The sequence below is a fragment of the Paraburkholderia sp. RL17-381-BIF-C genome, from assembly GCF_046026435.1.
Lineage (GTDB): Bacteria > Pseudomonadota > Gammaproteobacteria > Burkholderiales > Burkholderiaceae > Paraburkholderia.
In genome coordinates this window covers 17,470-34,843 of sequence record NZ_JARESX010000072.1, presented here as the reverse complement: position 1 = coordinate 34,843, position 17,374 = coordinate 17,470, and the positions used below count along the sequence as shown (strand labels likewise).

12 protein-coding genes are annotated in these 17,374 nt (G+C 57.2%); 7 read left to right on the top strand and 5 right to left on the bottom strand.

Going from position 1 to position 17,374, the window contains the following annotated elements; translation table 11 throughout:
• Both P0D70_RS30065 and P0D70_RS30060 read right to left on the bottom strand, forming a co-directional pair.
• A partial coding sequence (locus P0D70_RS30065; RefSeq protein ID WP_408187155.1) for an AAA family ATPase occupies nucleotides 1-1,696 on the bottom strand: 1,696 nt, incomplete at its 3' end.
• A 469-nt stretch (nucleotides 1,697-2,165) separates the two neighbouring features.
• Nucleotides 2,166-3,191: a DNA-binding protein gene (locus P0D70_RS30060; protein WP_408187154.1), complete on the bottom strand. Its 1,026-nt coding sequence runs from the start codon at nucleotides 3,189-3,191 to the stop codon at nucleotides 2,166-2,168.
• A 166-nt stretch (nucleotides 3,192-3,357) separates the two neighbouring features.
• Between P0D70_RS30060 and P0D70_RS30055 the strand changes: the two genes are divergently transcribed.
• Both P0D70_RS30055 and P0D70_RS30050 read left to right on the top strand, forming a co-directional pair.
• Complete coding sequence (locus P0D70_RS30055) at nucleotides 3,358-4,533, top strand: tyrosine-type recombinase/integrase (protein WP_408187153.1); 1,176 nt, start codon at nucleotides 3,358-3,360, stop codon at nucleotides 4,531-4,533.
• Between the two features lie 414 nt (nucleotides 4,534-4,947).
• A complete protein-coding gene (locus tag P0D70_RS30050; RefSeq protein WP_408187152.1) occupies nucleotides 4,948-10,488 on the top strand; it encodes a trifunctional serine/threonine-protein kinase/ATP-binding protein/sensor histidine kinase in 5,541 nt (1,846 codons plus the stop codon).
• 87 nt (nucleotides 10,489-10,575) lie between these two features.
• On the opposite strand, the gene P0D70_RS30045 is transcribed toward P0D70_RS30050, so the two are convergent.
• Nucleotides 10,576-10,953, bottom strand: coding sequence for a response regulator (locus P0D70_RS30045; RefSeq protein ID WP_408187151.1), 378 nt, complete (start codon nucleotides 10,951-10,953; stop codon nucleotides 10,576-10,578).
• 200 nt (nucleotides 10,954-11,153) lie between these two features.
• Nucleotides 11,154-11,801: a response regulator transcription factor gene (locus tag P0D70_RS30040; RefSeq protein ID WP_408187150.1), complete on the bottom strand. Its 648-nt coding sequence runs from the start codon at nucleotides 11,799-11,801 to the stop codon at nucleotides 11,154-11,156.
• Nucleotides 11,802-12,439: 638 nt separating this feature from the next.
• Here P0D70_RS30040 and P0D70_RS30035 point away from each other — a divergent pair.
• The 4 genes from P0D70_RS30035 to P0D70_RS30020 all read left to right on the top strand — a co-directional run bounded on the left by P0D70_RS30035 (nucleotide 12,440) and on the right by P0D70_RS30020 (nucleotide 15,480).
• Entirely contained in the window at nucleotides 12,440-12,874 is a 435-nt protein-coding gene (locus tag P0D70_RS30035; RefSeq protein ID WP_408187149.1) for a DUF3331 domain-containing protein, read from the top strand.
• 94 nt (nucleotides 12,875-12,968) lie between these two features.
• The gene (locus P0D70_RS30030) at nucleotides 12,969-13,631 is read left to right on the top strand and encodes a VOC family protein (protein WP_408187148.1); all 663 of its coding nucleotides are present in this window, start codon (nucleotides 12,969-12,971) and stop codon (nucleotides 13,629-13,631) included.
• Nucleotides 13,632-13,843: 212 nt separating this feature from the next.
• On the top strand, nucleotides 13,844-14,197 hold the full coding sequence (locus P0D70_RS30025; RefSeq protein WP_408187147.1) for a BON domain-containing protein: 354 nt from the start codon (nucleotides 13,844-13,846) through the stop codon (nucleotides 14,195-14,197).
• Nucleotides 14,198-14,460: 263 nt separating this feature from the next.
• The gene (locus P0D70_RS30020; protein ID WP_408187146.1) at nucleotides 14,461-15,480 is read left to right on the top strand and encodes an alpha/beta fold hydrolase; all 1,020 of its coding nucleotides are present in this window, start codon (nucleotides 14,461-14,463) and stop codon (nucleotides 15,478-15,480) included.
• A gap of 234 nt (nucleotides 15,481-15,714) precedes the next feature.
• Here the strand turns inward: P0D70_RS30020 and P0D70_RS30015 are convergent, their stop codons facing one another.
• Nucleotides 15,715-16,128, bottom strand: coding sequence for a winged helix-turn-helix transcriptional regulator (locus tag P0D70_RS30015; protein ID WP_408187156.1), 414 nt, complete (start codon nucleotides 16,126-16,128; stop codon nucleotides 15,715-15,717).
• A 184-nt stretch (nucleotides 16,129-16,312) separates the two neighbouring features.
• On the opposite strand from P0D70_RS30015, the gene P0D70_RS30010 reads away from it, so the two are divergent.
• The gene (locus tag P0D70_RS30010; protein WP_408187145.1) at nucleotides 16,313-17,320 is read left to right on the top strand and encodes a zinc-dependent alcohol dehydrogenase family protein; all 1,008 of its coding nucleotides are present in this window, start codon (nucleotides 16,313-16,315) and stop codon (nucleotides 17,318-17,320) included.
• The last annotated feature ends 54 nt before the right edge of the window (nucleotides 17,321-17,374 follow it).

Sequence of the window (17,374 nt, the reverse complement as noted above, 5' to 3'; positions counted from 1 at the left end):
AAAAGGCCCGAACACATTGTTCAGCCTTCGCCACCCATTTCAGGTCCCCAACGACGGCGGCGATGGCTTGGTACCGCTCAGCAAGTAGCTTGCGATCGCTAAGCAGTTGTTGCTCCGACGAAAGCTGTTCAATCAGAGCTTTGGGATCGGTCAACTGCAGTTTTTGGTTGTCCTGTTCCAAGCGCTCTATCTGCGCTGTGACACGCCCGGAGACGGGATCACATTCCAGCAAGGAGAATTCCGGAAAGGATTCGGTTGTCACCGCTCGTGTCAAAGCTTCAACGACAAGCTTGTACCCATCCACCTGACTTGCAATGTCCGCTTCCAGTGCGAGGTCCAGTTCCCGCAACGTGCGTCGAGCCGCGCTGTCGGCGGCAAAGAACTCCAGCCCAACTTTGCTCAGTGCCACGCTATAAGCCTTGAGTTCGCGTCGGGCGCTTGCTAGCTGTGTCTCAGTGTCGCTGGTAACCATCCGATAGAAGCGTGCCAGCCGGTCAGCACTGTCTTCGTCGAGCACTTGATGACACAATACGCACCGCGCCCGGTCAGCTTTAGATGGAAATGGGTCGCCGGGGTAGGCCTCGTCGTTGTACGCAATCGCAGCAGACAGCAGATCGCGCCACGCGGGAGTTCCAACCGGCTGAATCGGCTCGCCGCCGAACTGGACTGCGGACAACGCAGTCCCCTTTTCGACAAGTGCAAGAGTATTGCCTATGGTGTCACCAATATTCTTCACAAGAGCTGGCGTCACAGTTGCCGCTAAGGCTGCAAGCGACACCTTCACCGCCTTTAAATCGACGACACGCTGCTCATTCTTCTTGATAATCTCCTTTGGGTCAGTGGTCCTGAGTTCGATGAGCTGCTTCTCGATCTCTTTCAGCCGGACTTCCTCGATGTCGCCAAATACAGCGAGTTCCTTCAGCCGAACCAGATTAGTCAGCGAGGTGATAGATTTAAGCGCTATCGCCACTTCCGAGGTACTGCCCTCGATTGCGAACTTGTCTGCCGATGGCGTACGTTGTTTGATCGCGTCACGCAATTTGCTCTGCAGTTTGCTGAAGACCGCAACCATCCGCGGGAAAACGTCAAACAGGTAGGGCATCACATGGAAGGTATTACGCTCATCCAGATGCACTCGGACGCAGGTCGAGTCGAAGACAGCAAAACCGTCCCGCAGCCGTTCGCACGGTTCGCGATAAACAAAGGCAACGCTGGAACCGTCGTTGAAAGAAAACGTCGCGGTTGGCTTCGGCTGTTTATTCGTTGCAAGTTTCACATCGCCCAAAATTCCGGTGTCTTTTGAGCGTGTGAAACAGGCCGATTTCAGTACCCGCGCATATCCGGACTTGCCCGCGCCATTCGGGCCGTAGATTACTGTTAGCTTGGGGCCGAAAGTCAGCGTCTCGCCGGTCAGCAGCGCATTGACCCCAGACATGCCCGTCATTGCCGTCAACGTACTGGTTACTGAAGGCTCGCCGTCGTCGAGCTCTGGCAACGCCATGTCCCATTTCGGGCGTTCTGCGTCGGCTGTTGCAAGTTTCTGGTCGATGAGGTATTCGGCGAATACTTGGTCAATGGTTTCGTCGGTCAGTTCGACCGTTGCAACCAGCTTGCTCAAGAGCAGACGCTGCCAGGCGGGAAGCGATTTGCCCCACGCTGACAGCGCCTCAAACACGTTGAACATTGCTTGGGGCATGGCTTTTCCTTCAGTCTTGGCTGCCACCGGCTGAGGCCTGCATACTTCTGACGAAATATTATTAGACCATTCGACCTCGCAGGTATCAATCGCAACGGTGAGTCAAAAGTAAAAAGCGCGGTTTATGCCAGTTCGCCCAAGCAACTGATTGCGCAATCAAGTGCCATTTGCCCACTTCACAGTCTTCGTAAAAGATTTGTCAGTGAAGGATGCAGGCGCGGGCGTCGGAGACGCCGCTATCGACGAACGACCGGTTTAGCCGGAGCGACGGTCCCTTGCGCGGCGCAGGCGACCGGCTCAAAATGGCCGACACCGGCAGCTTGCCTTCTAAACGCGGCGGAGCCCAACACTTAATTCCGCACCTGTTCGGAACAGTTACGTTGGGTTACATTTACCTCGGAAAACCCGGTGGCACAGCGGCGGGCGCCCGATGGCACCGGTCCAGCGACGTTACGGGTCGACACTAGAATCAGGATGGCGATCGCTTCCTCGTCGCGACCTTAGGTGCAGCGCGGCGAGGCTTGCTGGTCTCGAGAGAGGATAGCGGGCGCTTCCGCGTCGCCGCCTGGTTTGCGACGGTGGTCGCGAGTTGCAATCTCAGCGCGTCGAGTTCCCTGACGTATGCCACATTCGAGCTGCGAAGCGCCTCCAGATTTCCCTCCACGACGCCTGCGCGATGACGCGCGTCGCCAAGCTGAACCTGCAGCGCCTGGATTTCCTGCCGGTGCCGGGCCTCGCCCTGCTCCGCCCTGCGCGCGGCCGCCTCAAGCTCCTTCTGGGACCGCGCGCTCACGCCCCGCTCGCGCTCGATCTCAAGCAGCGCCCGCTTCTCGGCAGCCCGCAAACGCTCTCCTGCGAGTTCCGCGCTGCTCCGTAGTTTGTCGAGTTCAACCGAAAAATCCGCCCTCGCCTGCACCAGTGCCCGGTCACGCGCGCCGATCTCGTCCTGCTGTCGCGCGATTTCAGTCTCGAGCGCCTCGCGCGTCGCCTCCCCGGCGGCCTGCGCCTGCTCAAGCTCCTGAATGCGCACCTGTGCCGCCAGCAACGCGCCGGTGCGCTGCTCGAGCGCCGTTTCGGTCCGCTCGAGCTCGGCCTGCAGCAACGCTACCTCGTTGCGCGCGCTGGCCTTCTCGGTTTCGGCATCAGCCTGCAGTGCCTCGAGCGCCGCCTGCGCTGATGTGGTGGACTTCGTCCACAGCGCCGCAACCAGTTCTCCGGCCGCCGCCTGCAACTCCGCCGGCAGATCGGGATGCTCGATCCGCACCCTGCTCTTCTCGCGCAACTCAACCCAGAACTCCCCGAGCACCTGAGTCGGCGTACTCATGCTGCCGCGCTTCACCAGCTGGTACAGCCGGTTCGCGGTCGGCGTGATGCCGAAGCGGAAGAACAGCAGCGCGCAGACTTCGCGGTACAGCTCGCGGGTCTTCGGGAATGCGGCCTTCAGGCGGTCGATTTCGGGGGCGAGGCGGGCTTCATCGGGCAGGACGTCGGACATGGGTGCGGTTTCAGTGAAATTCAATAAATAATATAACGTAAACCGTCAAATATCCAATTCATATAACGGATAATTTTGACATTATGGCTATAATGTTAACTTCCTTGGTGCTGCCTGTACGCATAATTACGCTGAGCCAGAAATCCGGACGTCCGCCTCTTCAAACATGAAAACCGCCCTGCCCACTCCGCGCCCGATCGATGCGCTTGAACTGCCAGACGACCTCGATGGCCGTCATGGCACGAACCGCGCAAGCGGCCGCATGCAGGTCGCGGCCAGCACGGATCTAGACGCGGCTCGAGCGTGGCTCGCCCGCTTTGTCGAAACAAAAACGACATTCGACAACTACCGCAAGGAAGCCGAACGGCTGCTGCTATGGTCCGTCCTGCAGCTCGGAAAGCCACTCTCCTCGCTCACGCACGAGGATCTACTTGTCTACCAGCACTTTCTCGCCGACCCCCAGCCCGCCGCCCGGTGGAGCGCCGAGGGCGGACGCAAGCACCCCCGCAACGATCTGCGTTGGCGGCCTTTCTACGGGCCGCTGTCCGAATCGAGCCAGCGACAGGCGATGGTGATCCTCAACGTCATGTTTGCGTGGCTCGTGCAGGCCGGTTATCTGGCCGGCAATCCGCTGTCGCTCTCGCGTCAGCGTGCCCGACGCACCAGACCGCGCATCGTCCGGTATCTGTCGCCCGAACTGTGGTTCGATGTCAAAACATTCATTCAGGGCATGTCGACGCAGACTGATCGCGAGCGCGAACACCACGCACGCGTTCGGTGGCTATTTACCCTCCTCTATCTGGGCGGCCTACGGATTACGGAGGTCAGCACGAACACGATGGGACGGTTTTTTCGTCGCGGTGACGAAAGCGGCAAGGATCGATGGTGGCTCGAAGTGGTGGGCAAAGGTGGCAAGGAGCGGCTGGTTCCCGCCACAGCGGAAATGATGACGGAACTGGACACATACCGGCGGGCGCGAGGACTGCCAGCGCTGCCTTCGCCGGGCGAGGAGACGCCGCTGGTGCTGCCGATCGGCCAATCGCTCAAACCGCTCACGCGCGCTGCGTTGCATCGAATCGTGAAGGATGTTTTTAGCGGTGCGGCGCAATCCCTGCGTGCGCGTGGTGAAGAGCACGCACAGCGCGCGGACCGCCTCGAGCAGGCATCGGCACACTGGCTTCGTCACAGCGCAGGGTCTCACATGGCGGATCAACAGCTAGATCTACGACTCGTGCGCGATAACCTCGGGCATGCGTCACTGACGACAACCAGTCAGTACCTTCACGTCGACGACGACCGCCGGCACCGCGAGACTGACGAGAAACACCGTATTGCATGGTGACAGACATCAGCTAGGTCTCTACCGCCTGATTGGAAATCATCGGGCGTGAGTCCCACCGGTTCACCCGGACGCAATCGAGCTTTTCTTTCGGCGATCGCGATAACGATGGCCGACGGGTAAATCAATCGTATCCACGAATCAGGTGCCCCGGTTCTGTGCGCCAGACCGTCCGGTTTGCGCCGTAGTTACGGAATTTGATTGGTCGCGATGTGCTGAGTCCCGCCGCTGCCTCAGCCAGCTTGATCCCCAGTAAACACTCGCCATTGGCCAGCACGCGTCGCTGTTCGAACTCGAATTTTTAGCAGGCTCAATAGGGCCTCGCTCGGTGCGCCGCGCAGTGTCAAAATCGGAAAAAATGATGGTACTCTAACGATAGCGTGTAGCAAATACTTGTCCGGATAGGGCTAAGCGCCGATGGATAGCACATTGCACATATTGTGGGATGATGGCGAGCGAGTCTTCTATCGGAGACACCAACCATTCGAGGACGGCGACCATAGCGTATTGCTCGCGCGCCCTGCTTCCGAACATCCGTTGCCAGCTAGCGTTGACCGACTCAACCACGAGTTTGGCCTGAAGGATGAACTTGATAGCGCGTGGGCAGTGCGGCCGCGGGAACTGGTGCACGAAGGCGCCCGCCGCTCGCTTGTGTTGGATGATCCTGGCGGTGAGCCACTCGCGCGGTTGCTCGGCGCGCCGATGGAAATAGGTTATTTTTTGCGGCTTGCCGTGGGCATTGCTGCGGCGCTGGGTAAACTTCATCAGCGCGGCCTTGTTCATAAAGATCTCAAGCCGACCCATATCCTCGTCAATTGTAACGACGGGCAAGCGCGGCTCACGGGATTCGGTCTCGCCTCCCGGCTACTACGTGAGCGACAGGCGCCTGAGCCGCCCGAGACTATCGCCGGCACCCTCGCCTACATGGCGCCAGAGCAGACTGGCCGCATGAATCGCTCGATTGATTCCCGAAGTGATCTCTACGCATTCGGCGTCACGCTTTACCAGATGTTGACGGGCGAACTGCCCTTTGCGGCTGCCGACCCCATGGAGTGGGTCCACTGCCATATCGCCAGACAGCCGGAGCCACCCAATATTCGGGTTGAAACCGTCCCGCTTGTGCTCTCCCAAATCGTCATGAAGTTGCTCGCCAAGACGGCTGAGGAGCGCTATCAGACTGCAGGGGGCGTTGAGCATGATCTGCAGCACTGCCTCGTTGATTGGGAGCGTGAGCGCCGCGTCCATATATTCCCGATGGAACAACACGATATATCCGACCGGCTGCAGATACCCGAGAAACTGTACGGACGGGAACACGAGGTTGACACCCTCGCCGCCGCGTTCGACCGCATCGTCATAAGCGGCGCGCCGGAGATGGTGCTGGTTTCCGGCTATTCCGGAATTGGCAAATCCTCGGTGGTCAATGAGTTGCACAAGATATTGGTGCCACCGCGTGGAATCTTCGCGGCAGGAAAATTCGACCAGTACAAGCGCGACGTCCCGTATTCGACGCTGGTACAGGCATTTCGGGGCCTGGTCCGGCCGCTTCTTGGCAAGCCCGAAACTGAACTCGCAAGCTGGCGCGACGAGTTGCTGAAGACGCTGGAGCCCAATGCGCGCCTCATGACCGACCTGATCCCGGAATTGAAACACATCATCGGCGAGCCCCCGCCTGTACCGGTACTTGACGGGCAACAGGCCCAGAGCCGTTTCATGCTCGTCTTCCGGCGCTTCATCGGAGTCTTTGCCCGGCCAGAGCATCCACTCGCGCTGTTTCTGGACGATCTGCAGTGGCTCGATGCGGCGACGCTTGACCTGCTCGAGGATCTTCTGACCGGCTCTGAACTGCGACACCTAATGCTTGTCGGCGCCTACCGTGACAACGAGGTCAACGACACGCATCCGCTGATGGTCAAGCTCCAGGCAATCGCGCACACTGGTGCCAGGATCGCTGAAATTACGCTGGCGCCGCTCGCCAGCGGGCACATACAGCAGTTGATCGCGGAGGCACTTCGCTGCGGCCGAGAACATATCGAGCCTCTGGCTCAGCTGGTGCACGACAAGACCGCCGGCAATCCGTTCTTCGTGGTTCAGTTTCTGCACGCGCTTGTCGAAGAGGAACTGCTTGCCCTTGATTTTGACTCAATGCGTTGGCGCTGGGATCGTGAGCGCATTCACGCCAAAGGGTACACCGACAACGTCGTGGACTTGATGGTCGGCAAGCTGACCCGCCTTCCAGCCAAGACACTAAACGCGTTGGAGCAACTTGCCTGTCTCGGAAACGTCGTCCAAATCGCGACGCTTTCGGCCACACTCGGCACCCCGGAGGCCGAGGTGCACGCGGCACTGTGGGAAGCCATTCGTCAAGAACTGGTTGAGCAGTCTGACGGGGCCTACAGGTTTGTTCACGATCGGGTTCATGAAGCCGCCTATTCACTGATTCCCCAAGCCTCGCGCGCCGAGATCCATCTGCAGATCGGGAGGCTGCTTGCACAGCAGACCCTCCCGGAAAGGCGGGAGGAGGCAATCTTCGAGATCGTCGGTCAGCTGAATCGCGGCGCGGCCTTAGTCACTTCGCGCGAAGAGCGGGAGCAAATTGCGGGATTCAACCTGCTTGCCGGCCAGCGGGCGAAAGCGTCGACAGCCTATGCCTCCGCGCTGACCTATCTTGTCACAGGTGTGGAACTTTTGAGCGACGAATGCTGGGACCACCAGCATGATTTGATCTTTGCACTAGAACTTAACCGAGCCGAATGCGAATTTTTGACCGGACAGCTGTTGGCCGCGGACCAGCGCTTGATGGCCCTGTCAAAACGCGCCGCGACGACAGTCGAAAAGGCTTTCGTTGCGTGCCTGCATATGGACGTTTACTTGGTGCTCGATCGAAGCGATCTCTCCGTCGCAGTTTGTCTCGCCTTCCTAGCGCATGTCGGCATCAAATGGTCCCCCCATCCGACCGATGACGAGGTGCAAAGCGAGTACGAGCAAATCTGGGCGCAGCTTGGGCACCGGACCATAGAAGAACTCGTCGATCTCCCCTTAATGGAGGATGCTGCCTCGCTCGGGACCCTTGAGGCTCTGAGCAAGCTCTTCGCCCCTGCCGTGCAGACGGACGCGAACCTGGCTGCATTGGGAATCTGCAAGGCGATCAGTCTCAGCATCGAGCGGGGAAATTGCGATGCTTCATGTGTGCTCTATGTCAGCCTCGGCAGAGTGGCCGCGCTGGGTTTCGGTGGCTACGAGGCAGCATGTCGCTTCGGTCAACTCGGGTGCGACCTCGTCGACCGACGAGGGCTCAAGCGCTTTGAAGCAAAGACCTTTCTCTGCTTTTCGGTCTTTACTGCGCGCTGGGTAAAACCAGTGCGGATTTGCTATGAACTAGTCGACCGAGCTTTCACGGCCGCGAATCAGATCGGAGACCTCTCTTACGGTGCGTACGCGGGCAACTGCCATAATTCAGACCTGATTTTCGCCGGTGAGCAACTACCCGATATACAAATCGAAGCGCAACGAGGCCTTGCGTACGCGGAGAGCGTGCGATTCGGTGTGGTCATTGCCATGATCACCGCGCAGCTTGCGCTGATCCGGATGTTACGCGGCTTGACGTCGATGTTCGGATGCTTTGACGATGAGCAGTTCCATGAGATTCGCTTTGAAGCCTATCTCTCCGCGAACCCAGATCACGCACTCGCTGAATGTTGGTACTGGATTCGGAAAATGCAGGGGCGATATTTTGCCGGCGACTATACGGCGGCCATGTATGCCAAAGCGAAGGCACAGCCGCTGCTGTGGACCTCATCTGCATTCTTCGAGGAAGCCGAGTATCACTTCTACGGTGCGCTGGCTGAGTTATCCTTTTGCGACACCCTCCCGGCCGACGAGCGAAAAAAGCACCTGGAGGCCACTGCCGAACATCACAGACTACATCAGCTGTGGGCGGGAAACTGTCCTGAGAATTTCGGGAGCCGCGCCGCGCTAATCGGCGCCGAGATCGCCCGCATTGATGGCCGCGTGGTCGATGCCGAAGAGCTTTACGAACAGGCGATTTGCTTGGCACAGGAAAGTGGTTTTGTCCACATTGAGGCGCTCGCCCATGAACTGGCATCTCACTTTTACGCGACACGCGGGTTCAGGAAAATAGCCCGCGTGTATCTGCAGGAGGCTCGCTATGGCTACCTACGTTGGGGGGCCGAGGGGAAAGTACGGCAACTCGAGGAACACTATCCGTATCTGAGGACGGACGAGCCAGCCCTAGGTCCGACGACGACAATCGCAGCGCCCGTCGAACACCTCGATCTCGCGACCGTGATCAAAGTGTCTCAGGCCGCGTCGAGCGACATCGTTCTGGAAAGGCTGATCGACATGATCATGCGTACGGCAATCGAGCAGGCGGGAGCGGAGCGGGGTTTGTTGATCCTGCCGGACGGTAGTGAGCAACGAATCGTTGCCGAAGCGACGACTAGCGGCGATGCGACCCAGTTACGACTTTGCGATGTATCCGTAAGCGCGGCGATGCTGCCCGAGTCGGTCATCAATCACGTCCTGCGCACGAGCGAGAGCGTTTTTCTCGACGATGCTGCGGCTGCGTCGCCGTTTGCGAGAGACACCTACATCCGGGAGCACCGCTCGCGATCGATTCTTTGCGTGCCCCTGATGAACCAGGCCAAGCTCGCGGGCACACTCTACCTAGAGAACAATCTGACTGCACGCGCGTTCAGCCCGACCCGGATTGCCGTACTGAAGCTAGTGGCCTCGCAAGCCGCGATTTCGCTTGTCAATGCCCGTTTGTACCGTGACCTCGCGGAGCGTGAAGGGAAAATCCGGCGCCTGGTCGACGCTAATATCATTGGGATTTTTCTTTGGAACGCCGAGGGTTTCATTCTCGAGGCCAATGACGCATTTCTTCGTATGCTCGGACACGAGCGAGGGGATCTTGTCGCAGGTTCCCTGCGCTGGAGGGACCTGACACCGCCAGAATGGCGCGAATTCGACGAAAGGGCTCTGGCGGAGACTGCGCAGACGGGACGCGCGAAGACCTATGAGAAGGAGCTTATCGGCAAGGATGGCCGTCGCGTGCCCGTCATGATCGGCGCAGCGACTTTCGAAGGAGGCAGCAATGAAAGTGTAGCTTTCGTGCTCGATCTGACCGAGCGCAAGGAGGCCGAAGAAAAAGTCCGCGAGAGCGAGCGGCGCTATCGCGAGGTACAGGCAGAACTGGCGCACGCGAACCGCGTCGCGACGATGGGCCAGCTATCGGCATCGATCGCGCACGAAGTGAAGCAACCTATCACTGCGATTGCGTCTTATGCCACCGCAGGCGTGCGCTGGATGACAGTCAAGCCACGCAATCTTGCCGAGGTGCGTAAGGCGTTCGACCAGATCATCGTGAACAGCATTCGTGCCGATGACATCGTCGAGCGAACCCGGGCATTTTTCAAAAAGGAATCTCCGCGAGAAGATGCCATCGACATCAACAAAACAATTCTTGAACTAGTCGCATTCATGCGAGGTGAAGTCAACAAGCACGGTGTCGATCTCATGATCGAGCGGACCGACGGCTTGCCTCATATTTACGGCGACCGCGTACAACTGCAGCAGGTGATGCTGAACCTCATAATCAATGCTCTTGAAGCAATGGACGCGACGAACGACGGAGAGCGGACGTTGCTCATTCGAACCGGCAAAACGGACGCCGAAGAACTCTGCGTGAGTGTGCAGGATTCTGGCCCCGGCTTCGCTGCCGGGCACCTCCACAGCATCTTTGAAGCTTTTTTTACGACGAAACCAAATGGCCTCGGAATGGGTTTGTCGATCTGTCGCTCGATCGTCGAGAGCCACGGTGGACGCTTGTGGGTAACGCCGAATCCTGTCAAAGGTGCCACCTTCCAGTTCACACTTCCCACGCAACGTGACGCCCGGCGAAGCGACGGCCTGCCCGCTCCGGTAGACTCCAAATGATGAAGGGCGTATCGCACCCGCATCTCGAGCCGAACTTACCCTCGGGCTTGCCGGTGTTACTCCCGCTGCGCAGAGGCCTTTGCAACGCTACTGCTCCATAATCTCTTCGATCAGTGCCAGCAACCGCGTATGGTTGATCGGCTTACCGAGAATGCCGGCGGCGCCTTGAGCCTCCGCCCGCTCGGAAACCTGCGGCGTCGCGTAAGCTGAAATAAAAATGACCGGGACGGGCCGCTTCCATGATGCGATCGCCTCCAGCAGCGCAAATCCATCCATGCCGGACATCTGGATATCGGCGACTACGAGCTTCAGTTTTGACCGGCGCGAATCACCGAGAAGTCCTTCGCCCGAGGGATAAACAATAACCCGCCAGCCGACCGAACGAAGCACACTTGACAGCGCCATTCGGACAAATTCGTCGTCGTCCACCACCCCGATCAATACAGAAGAGCGTTTCGATCTCATCTGGAGTCCGACCTCCCCGGATCTGTCTCAGTCTGATTCCTCAGGGCAAGTTACAGTCCAGCAGACAGGACGCCAATACGACCTTGGAATTATACAAATAGACTTTCGAACGACCGAATAGAGAAAAGTATTTTATGGAGAGGTACCTCCCGCTAAAACACGCCAAAAGCATGAAAATGCAGAAATGTCCCTCTTGCTTCCTAGCGCACGGGTGCCATCTGCTGCAACTTTTTAACGAGATCGACCACGGATCGCACACCTAGCTTTTGCATCGCTCGTCCCCGATGAATCTTGACAGTGGGTTCGCTCACGCCTAATGAGTCAGCGATCTGCTTATTTAAAAGCCCTTGGGCGACCAAACTGATAACTTCCTGCTCCCGGATTGTCAGCAATCCATACGTGGCACGCGTGTCGGCAACAAGACTCTCTTTCCGCCTCGACTCACCGTCTCTTCTCAAAGCTGCGGCAACGGTATCGATGAGTTGTTGATCCTTGAATGGTTTTGTCATGAAATCGAAAGCACCAGCTTTCATTGCTTTCACCGACATCTCTATGTCGCCATGTCCGGTAAGAAACACAATCGGGAAGCGGATACTTTCTTTGAAAAACTCCTCCTGCAGGGCCAAGCCACTTGCACCTTGCAGCCGGATATCCAGAATAAGACAACTTGGAACCGCCGGCATCTCCGCGGCGAGGAAATCGTCTGCCGATTCGAACGCCCGCACCTGTATTCCGACGGACATGAGCAACGACGTTAAGCCACCTCGAACGTGCTCATCGTCATCGATCACATACACAAGCGATTTCGGCAAGGGTTCCCTTCCTGCACCACGGCTATCCTGTTTCATGGCTCAGTCTTTGAGATGGACACTTTTACTTGATTTCAACGTTGCGCTTTCAATATGGTAATCAATGCGCGAGCCTGCCGCCACATTTTGTGCTTCCACCCTGTGATCCGCTCATGCATGTCTTTTGACGCATCAGTTTGTCGGCCGGGTCACGGTGCGGCACCATTCATCTGACAAATATTCGAGCGCTAGGCGCGTCGACCTCCAATCCACTTCTTGCACAACCGCCGCCGACTCGAAACCAACAGACGGTTTAGCCGATCGGCCGACTGTACGTAAAGTTGACAAACGCACTAGCTCTTGCCAGACGGATCTAGGCGCCATGAATAATTTGCTAATACCGACGTATGACGGAGCGTGTGCCCTAGGCCAAAACGGCAGCCGTTCGTCGAATAGTCAATCTAACGATGGCGGCTTAACTTAGTGTCGTGGATGCTTTATTCAAGACGGCCAAGCAATTGGAAAAGCTTTTCGTGACGCGCGAGTGACAGTGATGGCATGGACGCGGATCCCCGGCCCAGATACTAAGTTGGACGAGCCCGTCCACCATGCCTCCGATACAAGCCAGCCGGACCGGACCTTGCACCGAGTGAAATAATAAGCATATCTCACGGGGATAAAAATTACCTTCGAGGTGAATGATGGCATACGCGAGCAATAAAGACATCGTTGAACGGGCTCTTCTTAATCTGCTTCGTCCCGAACAAGTAACGACGGGACTGCCCGTGAAAAGCTCTTACGAGAGAAAATTCCGCCGCCGTAAACGAATGCCTCAGGAGGCGTTCCGTCGCGCAGACCCGATTCCTTGTCCGTCGCGAATCTCTGTACAGGAAGTACTCTCCGTTCACACGGTGAGCATCTGCTGGAGCGATTCTCAGACGGGATACTACGCTGAACAGCTTTGGCGTCTGGGGCTGGCGCGTGTTGCTGGCTCCTGCGCTCTTTCTGGCCGCCCCATAGCTTGTGGCGAGAAGGTCTTCCGTCCAAGACGGAGTGCAATAAGTGTTCCGGGAAACTGGGACCGTATGGTGCTGGCATCAGTTATCTCTGAACAGACACAGACCCGTCAATAATGCGCAACATGGCGGAATCGGTCCGTAAATGCTTTATCCGGGTTACGGTTTGCATCGCCATCCTCAAGACTTCCCATTTTCAAAGGAATCTGACATGAGCCACCAATCCCGAAGCGCAGCTGCAACCGTAGGCGGCAGCACCGTCGACATGAAGCTTGAGGTAGTCGTCATCCCCGTGTCGGACATCGATCGCGCGAAGCAGTTTTACGCCGGGTTGGGCTGGAAGCTCGACGTCGACATTACGAAGGACGATCAGTTTCGTGTCGTGCACTTTACGCCGCCAGGTTCGCATTGCTCGGTTCTCTTTGGAAAAGGAGTCACAACAGAGAAGCCGGGATCAGTGCAAGGACTTCACCTGATTGTTTCTGACGTTGAAACGGCTCGAACAGAACTCATAGATCGCGGCGTCAATGTGAGCACGATCTTCCACGACGTAGGAGGTGTATTTCATCATGCAGGCGAGGAAGGACGCGTGCACGGCCCGCATCCGGCGCGGACAAGTTATGGCTCTTTCGCTGCGTTTAACGACCCTGACGGCAACGGGTGGGTTTTCCAGGGGGTGACTGAACGACTTCCTGGAAGGGTGCATAACGGTACGACGTTCTCATCGACAACGGACTTAGCGAGTGCGCTCCGCCGTGCGGCGGCCGCGCACGGGGCGCACGAAGCCGTAACAGGAGAGCACGATGAAAATTGGGCAGACTGGTACGCTGATTTCATCGTCCATGAGCAAACTGGCGAGCTATTGCCAACCTGAATCCGCGGCGGAGGGTCGATTCAAGAACACGTGACCCTTTCCGCTCAGGCCTCTCCGCCTAAAAGCTCTGAAAGAAGTTGTTGGTAAAAATCAAAGACTGGCACCAAGCCAAGCACACACCGGTGACCACAGACGCGGCACCACCGTTTAAATAGCATTACGAATGAACCATTCAATGGTCTTCCGAGAGTTAATTGACATTGGAGCAGATTATGAACGCTATCAGAACGATTAAAGCTGTCAGTATTGGATTGATCGTTTTCGCTTCCGTCCATGCGTGGGCACAAGAGAATGGCACAACAGAGACATCGCCGGCAACGCAGAGCACCTCGAAGTCTTCTATCAGGAAGGCGAATCTGGCATTGAGCAAAACGGTGATACGGGCGCTTCACAAGGGGGGCGTCGACACTATGAACATCAATGCTCTGACAAAAAATGGTGCAGTAACACTGGCCGGATCGGTTACGGACGCGTCGCAAATCGACGAGGCTGGTTCGATAGCTGAAGGAGTCTCCGGAGTAACCTCCGTGAGGAACAACCTCACAATCCACGACAACGGAAATTAGCACTTCGATTTGGCTTGGCAGATATCCCGACTTGTCACTTCCGCCATATTGCCGAGAGTCTCTGTCCGCCACCATATTTTCCAGTATTTCCGTTAGCTTCAGATCTTCTCTTGATGAGAATGTCATGGAGTTCTATTCGAAAATATACTGTTATGGAGGGTGTGAATTGATGACTTCTTTCGCTCGTGCCGCCAGTGACACGACAATGTTTCGCGAACGGTAGAACCCGCATGACCAAACCGGATACTTTAAGGAGAAACATCATGCCAGATCAAATTGATATTCGGCGCCGTCATTTGCTTGGGGCAACGATCGCTGCTGTCAGTCTGATGCAACTTCCTACACGCGAAGCAGTAGGTGCGCAAATGACAACGCCGGGCCCGGACCTGTTCGCCGACATTCGGCAGATCAACGCGGGGACACTTAGCATAGGATACGCTGAAGCCGGGCCGCCAAACGGCCCAGTCGTCATTCTGCTGCACGGCTGGCCATACGATATTTTTAGCTTTGCCGAGGTCACGCCTCTACTCGTTTCAAAAGGCCATCGGGTAATCATCCCGTATCTCCGCGGCTACGGTTCGACGCATTTCCTTTCACCCGATACGCCTCGAAATGGACAGCAGTCCGTGGTGGCAATTGACATCCTGGCGTTGATGGATGCATTGAAGATCGAACAAGCAACCCTGGCAGGATTCGATTGGGGCGCCCGCACTATCAATATAATTGCCGCGCTTTGGCCACAACGGGTTAAAGGGTTGGTCTCGGTGAGCGGCTATCTGATCGGCAATCAGGCAGCCGGCAAGTCACCACTGCCTCCAAATGCCGAACTTCAGTGGTGGTATCAGTTTTATTTCGCAACAGAGCGTGGTTACGAAGGTTATCGGGAAAATTGCCATGACTTCAACAAGCTCATCTGGCATCTCGCGTCGCCCAAATGGAAGTTCGATGATGCGATCTACGAGCGCTCGGCCGATTCGTTCAAAAATCCGGATCACGTCGCCGTGGTGATACATAACTACCGTTGGCGCTTAGGGTTGGCCCAAGGCGAGCCGCAATACGACTCCCTCGAAGCTCGGCTGGCATTGGCGCCGACCATTTCTGTTCCGACCATCACGCTTGAGGGCGATGCGAATGGTGCGCCGCACCCTGTGCCGGCCACCTACGCGAAGAAGTTCACCGGCAAGTATCAACATCGTAATGTTGACGGCGGAATCGGTCACAACCTGCCGCAGGAAGCGCCGAAGGCATTTGCCGACGCGGTCTACGATGTCACCCGCATGTAGCCGACTCAGCAGGCACCGAAGGGAGCGACCGCGATACATCGATCGGTGACTGAGCAACCGGGCATCTCATTCGTTTGATGGCGTCCAACGCCCTATAAATAGGTGAAACGCAACGAAAGCAAAATTGTCCCTCCATTCATTTGACACTCGCGGCTAACGCCGTCAAAACGTTTCGGGTCGCAAGTCACTCAGCGCGAACAGAACGAACATCGGCTGCTTCGATAAATAGTCTGTTCAGGCGGCCCGTCCTGTTGCGCTTGTCCCGCGCTTGCCTGTCCCCGCGGCTTTCGACACTGCCGCACTTTGTGCGACGTCTTTCTTTCCGTGCGCCTGGTAAGACTCGCCCCATTCCCTCAGGCTGAGTAATACCGGCGCGAGGGTCTCGCCGAAGGGCGTTAACTCGTATTCGACCTTCGGGGGCACCTGAGGGAAGACATGGCGCGCAACGATGCCGTCAGATTCAAGTTCCCGCAACTGAAGGGTCAACATGCGCTGCGTCGTGTTCGGCATTAGTCGTGTGAGCTCCATAAATCGCTTTTTCTCACGCAGCAGATGAAAGAGGATTACCGGCTTCCAAATGCCTCCGATTACGGAGAGCGTGACTTCAACGGCGCAGCCGCTCTTACTGTCCAAACGTTTCGGTCGCATTGCGTGGATACCTACATAAATGATCGTACCAGCGATAATTGTACCTTCTTGCGATAATCGATGCAGAGTCGGACAATCTCGATGTGATGACAGACGCCCCGCGAACAATGCACGCAATTGTCTCTTTGGCTGATGGCAGATCAAGCATTGCACGTCCATCAACCGACCATCAGGAGCTCCTTTCATGAACGCTATTATCTTGGCCCAGCCGGCAGGGCTGGAAAACCTCAAAAGCACGGATCTTGTCGATCCAGGTGCCCCCGGCCCCGGCGAAATCCGTGTGCGCATCCACGCGAACTCACTGAACGCCCATGACCTCGGTGTTGTCACCGGACGACTACGGACCGAAGACGGGCGTATTCCGATGTCGGATGGTGCAGGCGTTGTCGAATCGATCGGCGATGGTGTGACCGAATTCGCCGTGGGCGACGCAGTCGTATCTACATTTTTCCCCTACTGGCTCGACGGCGGCCCGACGCTCGCCGATTTTTCGACCACCCCAGGCGATGGTGTCGACGGTTACGCCCGCGAAATTGTTGTCCGCCCTGCTCAATGGTTCACACACGCGCCGCGAGGCTATAGTCACGCGGAGGCCGCGACATTGACCACCGCGGGCCTGACAGCGTGGCGTGCGCTCGTTGTTGACGACGCGCTGAAAGCAGGCGACACGGTGCTAGTTCAGGGTACGGGTGGCGTCTCGATCTTCGCTCTACAGTTCGCCAAACTGATGGGCGCTACGGTAATTGCGACGTCGTCGTCGGACGAGAAACTCGCGAAGGCCCAGGCGCTCGGAGCTGACCACCTGATCAACTACAAGCGCGACGCCGACTGGGCCGCGAAAGTACTCGAGATCACGAACGGTCGCGGTGTCGACAACGTGGTCGAAGTCGGTGGTCCCGACACGCTTGGACAGTCGATCCGGGCTTGCCGGATCGGTGGCCACATTGCGCTGATTGGCGTATTGACGGGCCTTGTCGGGCAGGTGCCGACTGGCGAACTGATGCGCCGTCAGCAGACACTGCAAGGGTTAATTGTCGGCAGTCGCAGGCATCAGATCGACATGATCCGCGGGATCGACGCAACTGGCGTCAAGCCGATAATCGACAGTAGCTATCCGCTTGACGAGATCGCCGACGCATTCAGGCACCAGGCATCTGGCAAACACTTCGGCAAGGTTTGTCTGTCGTTCTAAAAGGCGGCCACGTACGCGTCGGTGTTTCACGGTAACCAGATAAATGTCAATGGG

Excerpts from the sequence above, each read along its gene's own strand:
- P0D70_RS30060 (WP_408187154.1), bottom strand. The coding sequence starts at position 3,191 with ATGTCCGACGTCCTGCCCGATGAAGCCCGCCTCGCCCCCGAAATCGAC.
- P0D70_RS30055 (WP_408187153.1), top strand. The coding sequence starts at position 3,358 with ATGAAAACCGCCCTGCCCACTCCGCGCCCGATCGATGCGCTTGAACTG.
- P0D70_RS30050 (WP_408187152.1), top strand. The coding sequence starts at position 4,948 with ATGGATAGCACATTGCACATATTGTGGGATGATGGCGAGCGAGTCTTC.
- P0D70_RS30045 (WP_408187151.1), bottom strand. The coding sequence starts at position 10,953 with ATGAGATCGAAACGCTCTTCTGTATTGATCGGGGTGGTGGACGACGAC.
- P0D70_RS30040 (WP_408187150.1), bottom strand. The coding sequence starts at position 11,801 with ATGAAACAGGATAGCCGTGGTGCAGGAAGGGAACCCTTGCCGAAATCG.
- P0D70_RS30035 (WP_408187149.1), top strand. The coding sequence starts at position 12,440 with ATGATGGCATACGCGAGCAATAAAGACATCGTTGAACGGGCTCTTCTT.
- P0D70_RS30030 (WP_408187148.1), top strand. The coding sequence starts at position 12,969 with ATGAGCCACCAATCCCGAAGCGCAGCTGCAACCGTAGGCGGCAGCACC.
- P0D70_RS30025 (WP_408187147.1), top strand. The coding sequence starts at position 13,844 with ATGAACGCTATCAGAACGATTAAAGCTGTCAGTATTGGATTGATCGTT.
- P0D70_RS30020 (WP_408187146.1), top strand. The coding sequence starts at position 14,461 with ATGCCAGATCAAATTGATATTCGGCGCCGTCATTTGCTTGGGGCAACG.
- P0D70_RS30015 (WP_408187156.1), bottom strand. The coding sequence starts at position 16,128 with ATGCGACCGAAACGTTTGGACAGTAAGAGCGGCTGCGCCGTTGAAGTC.
- P0D70_RS30010 (WP_408187145.1), top strand. The coding sequence starts at position 16,313 with ATGAACGCTATTATCTTGGCCCAGCCGGCAGGGCTGGAAAACCTCAAA.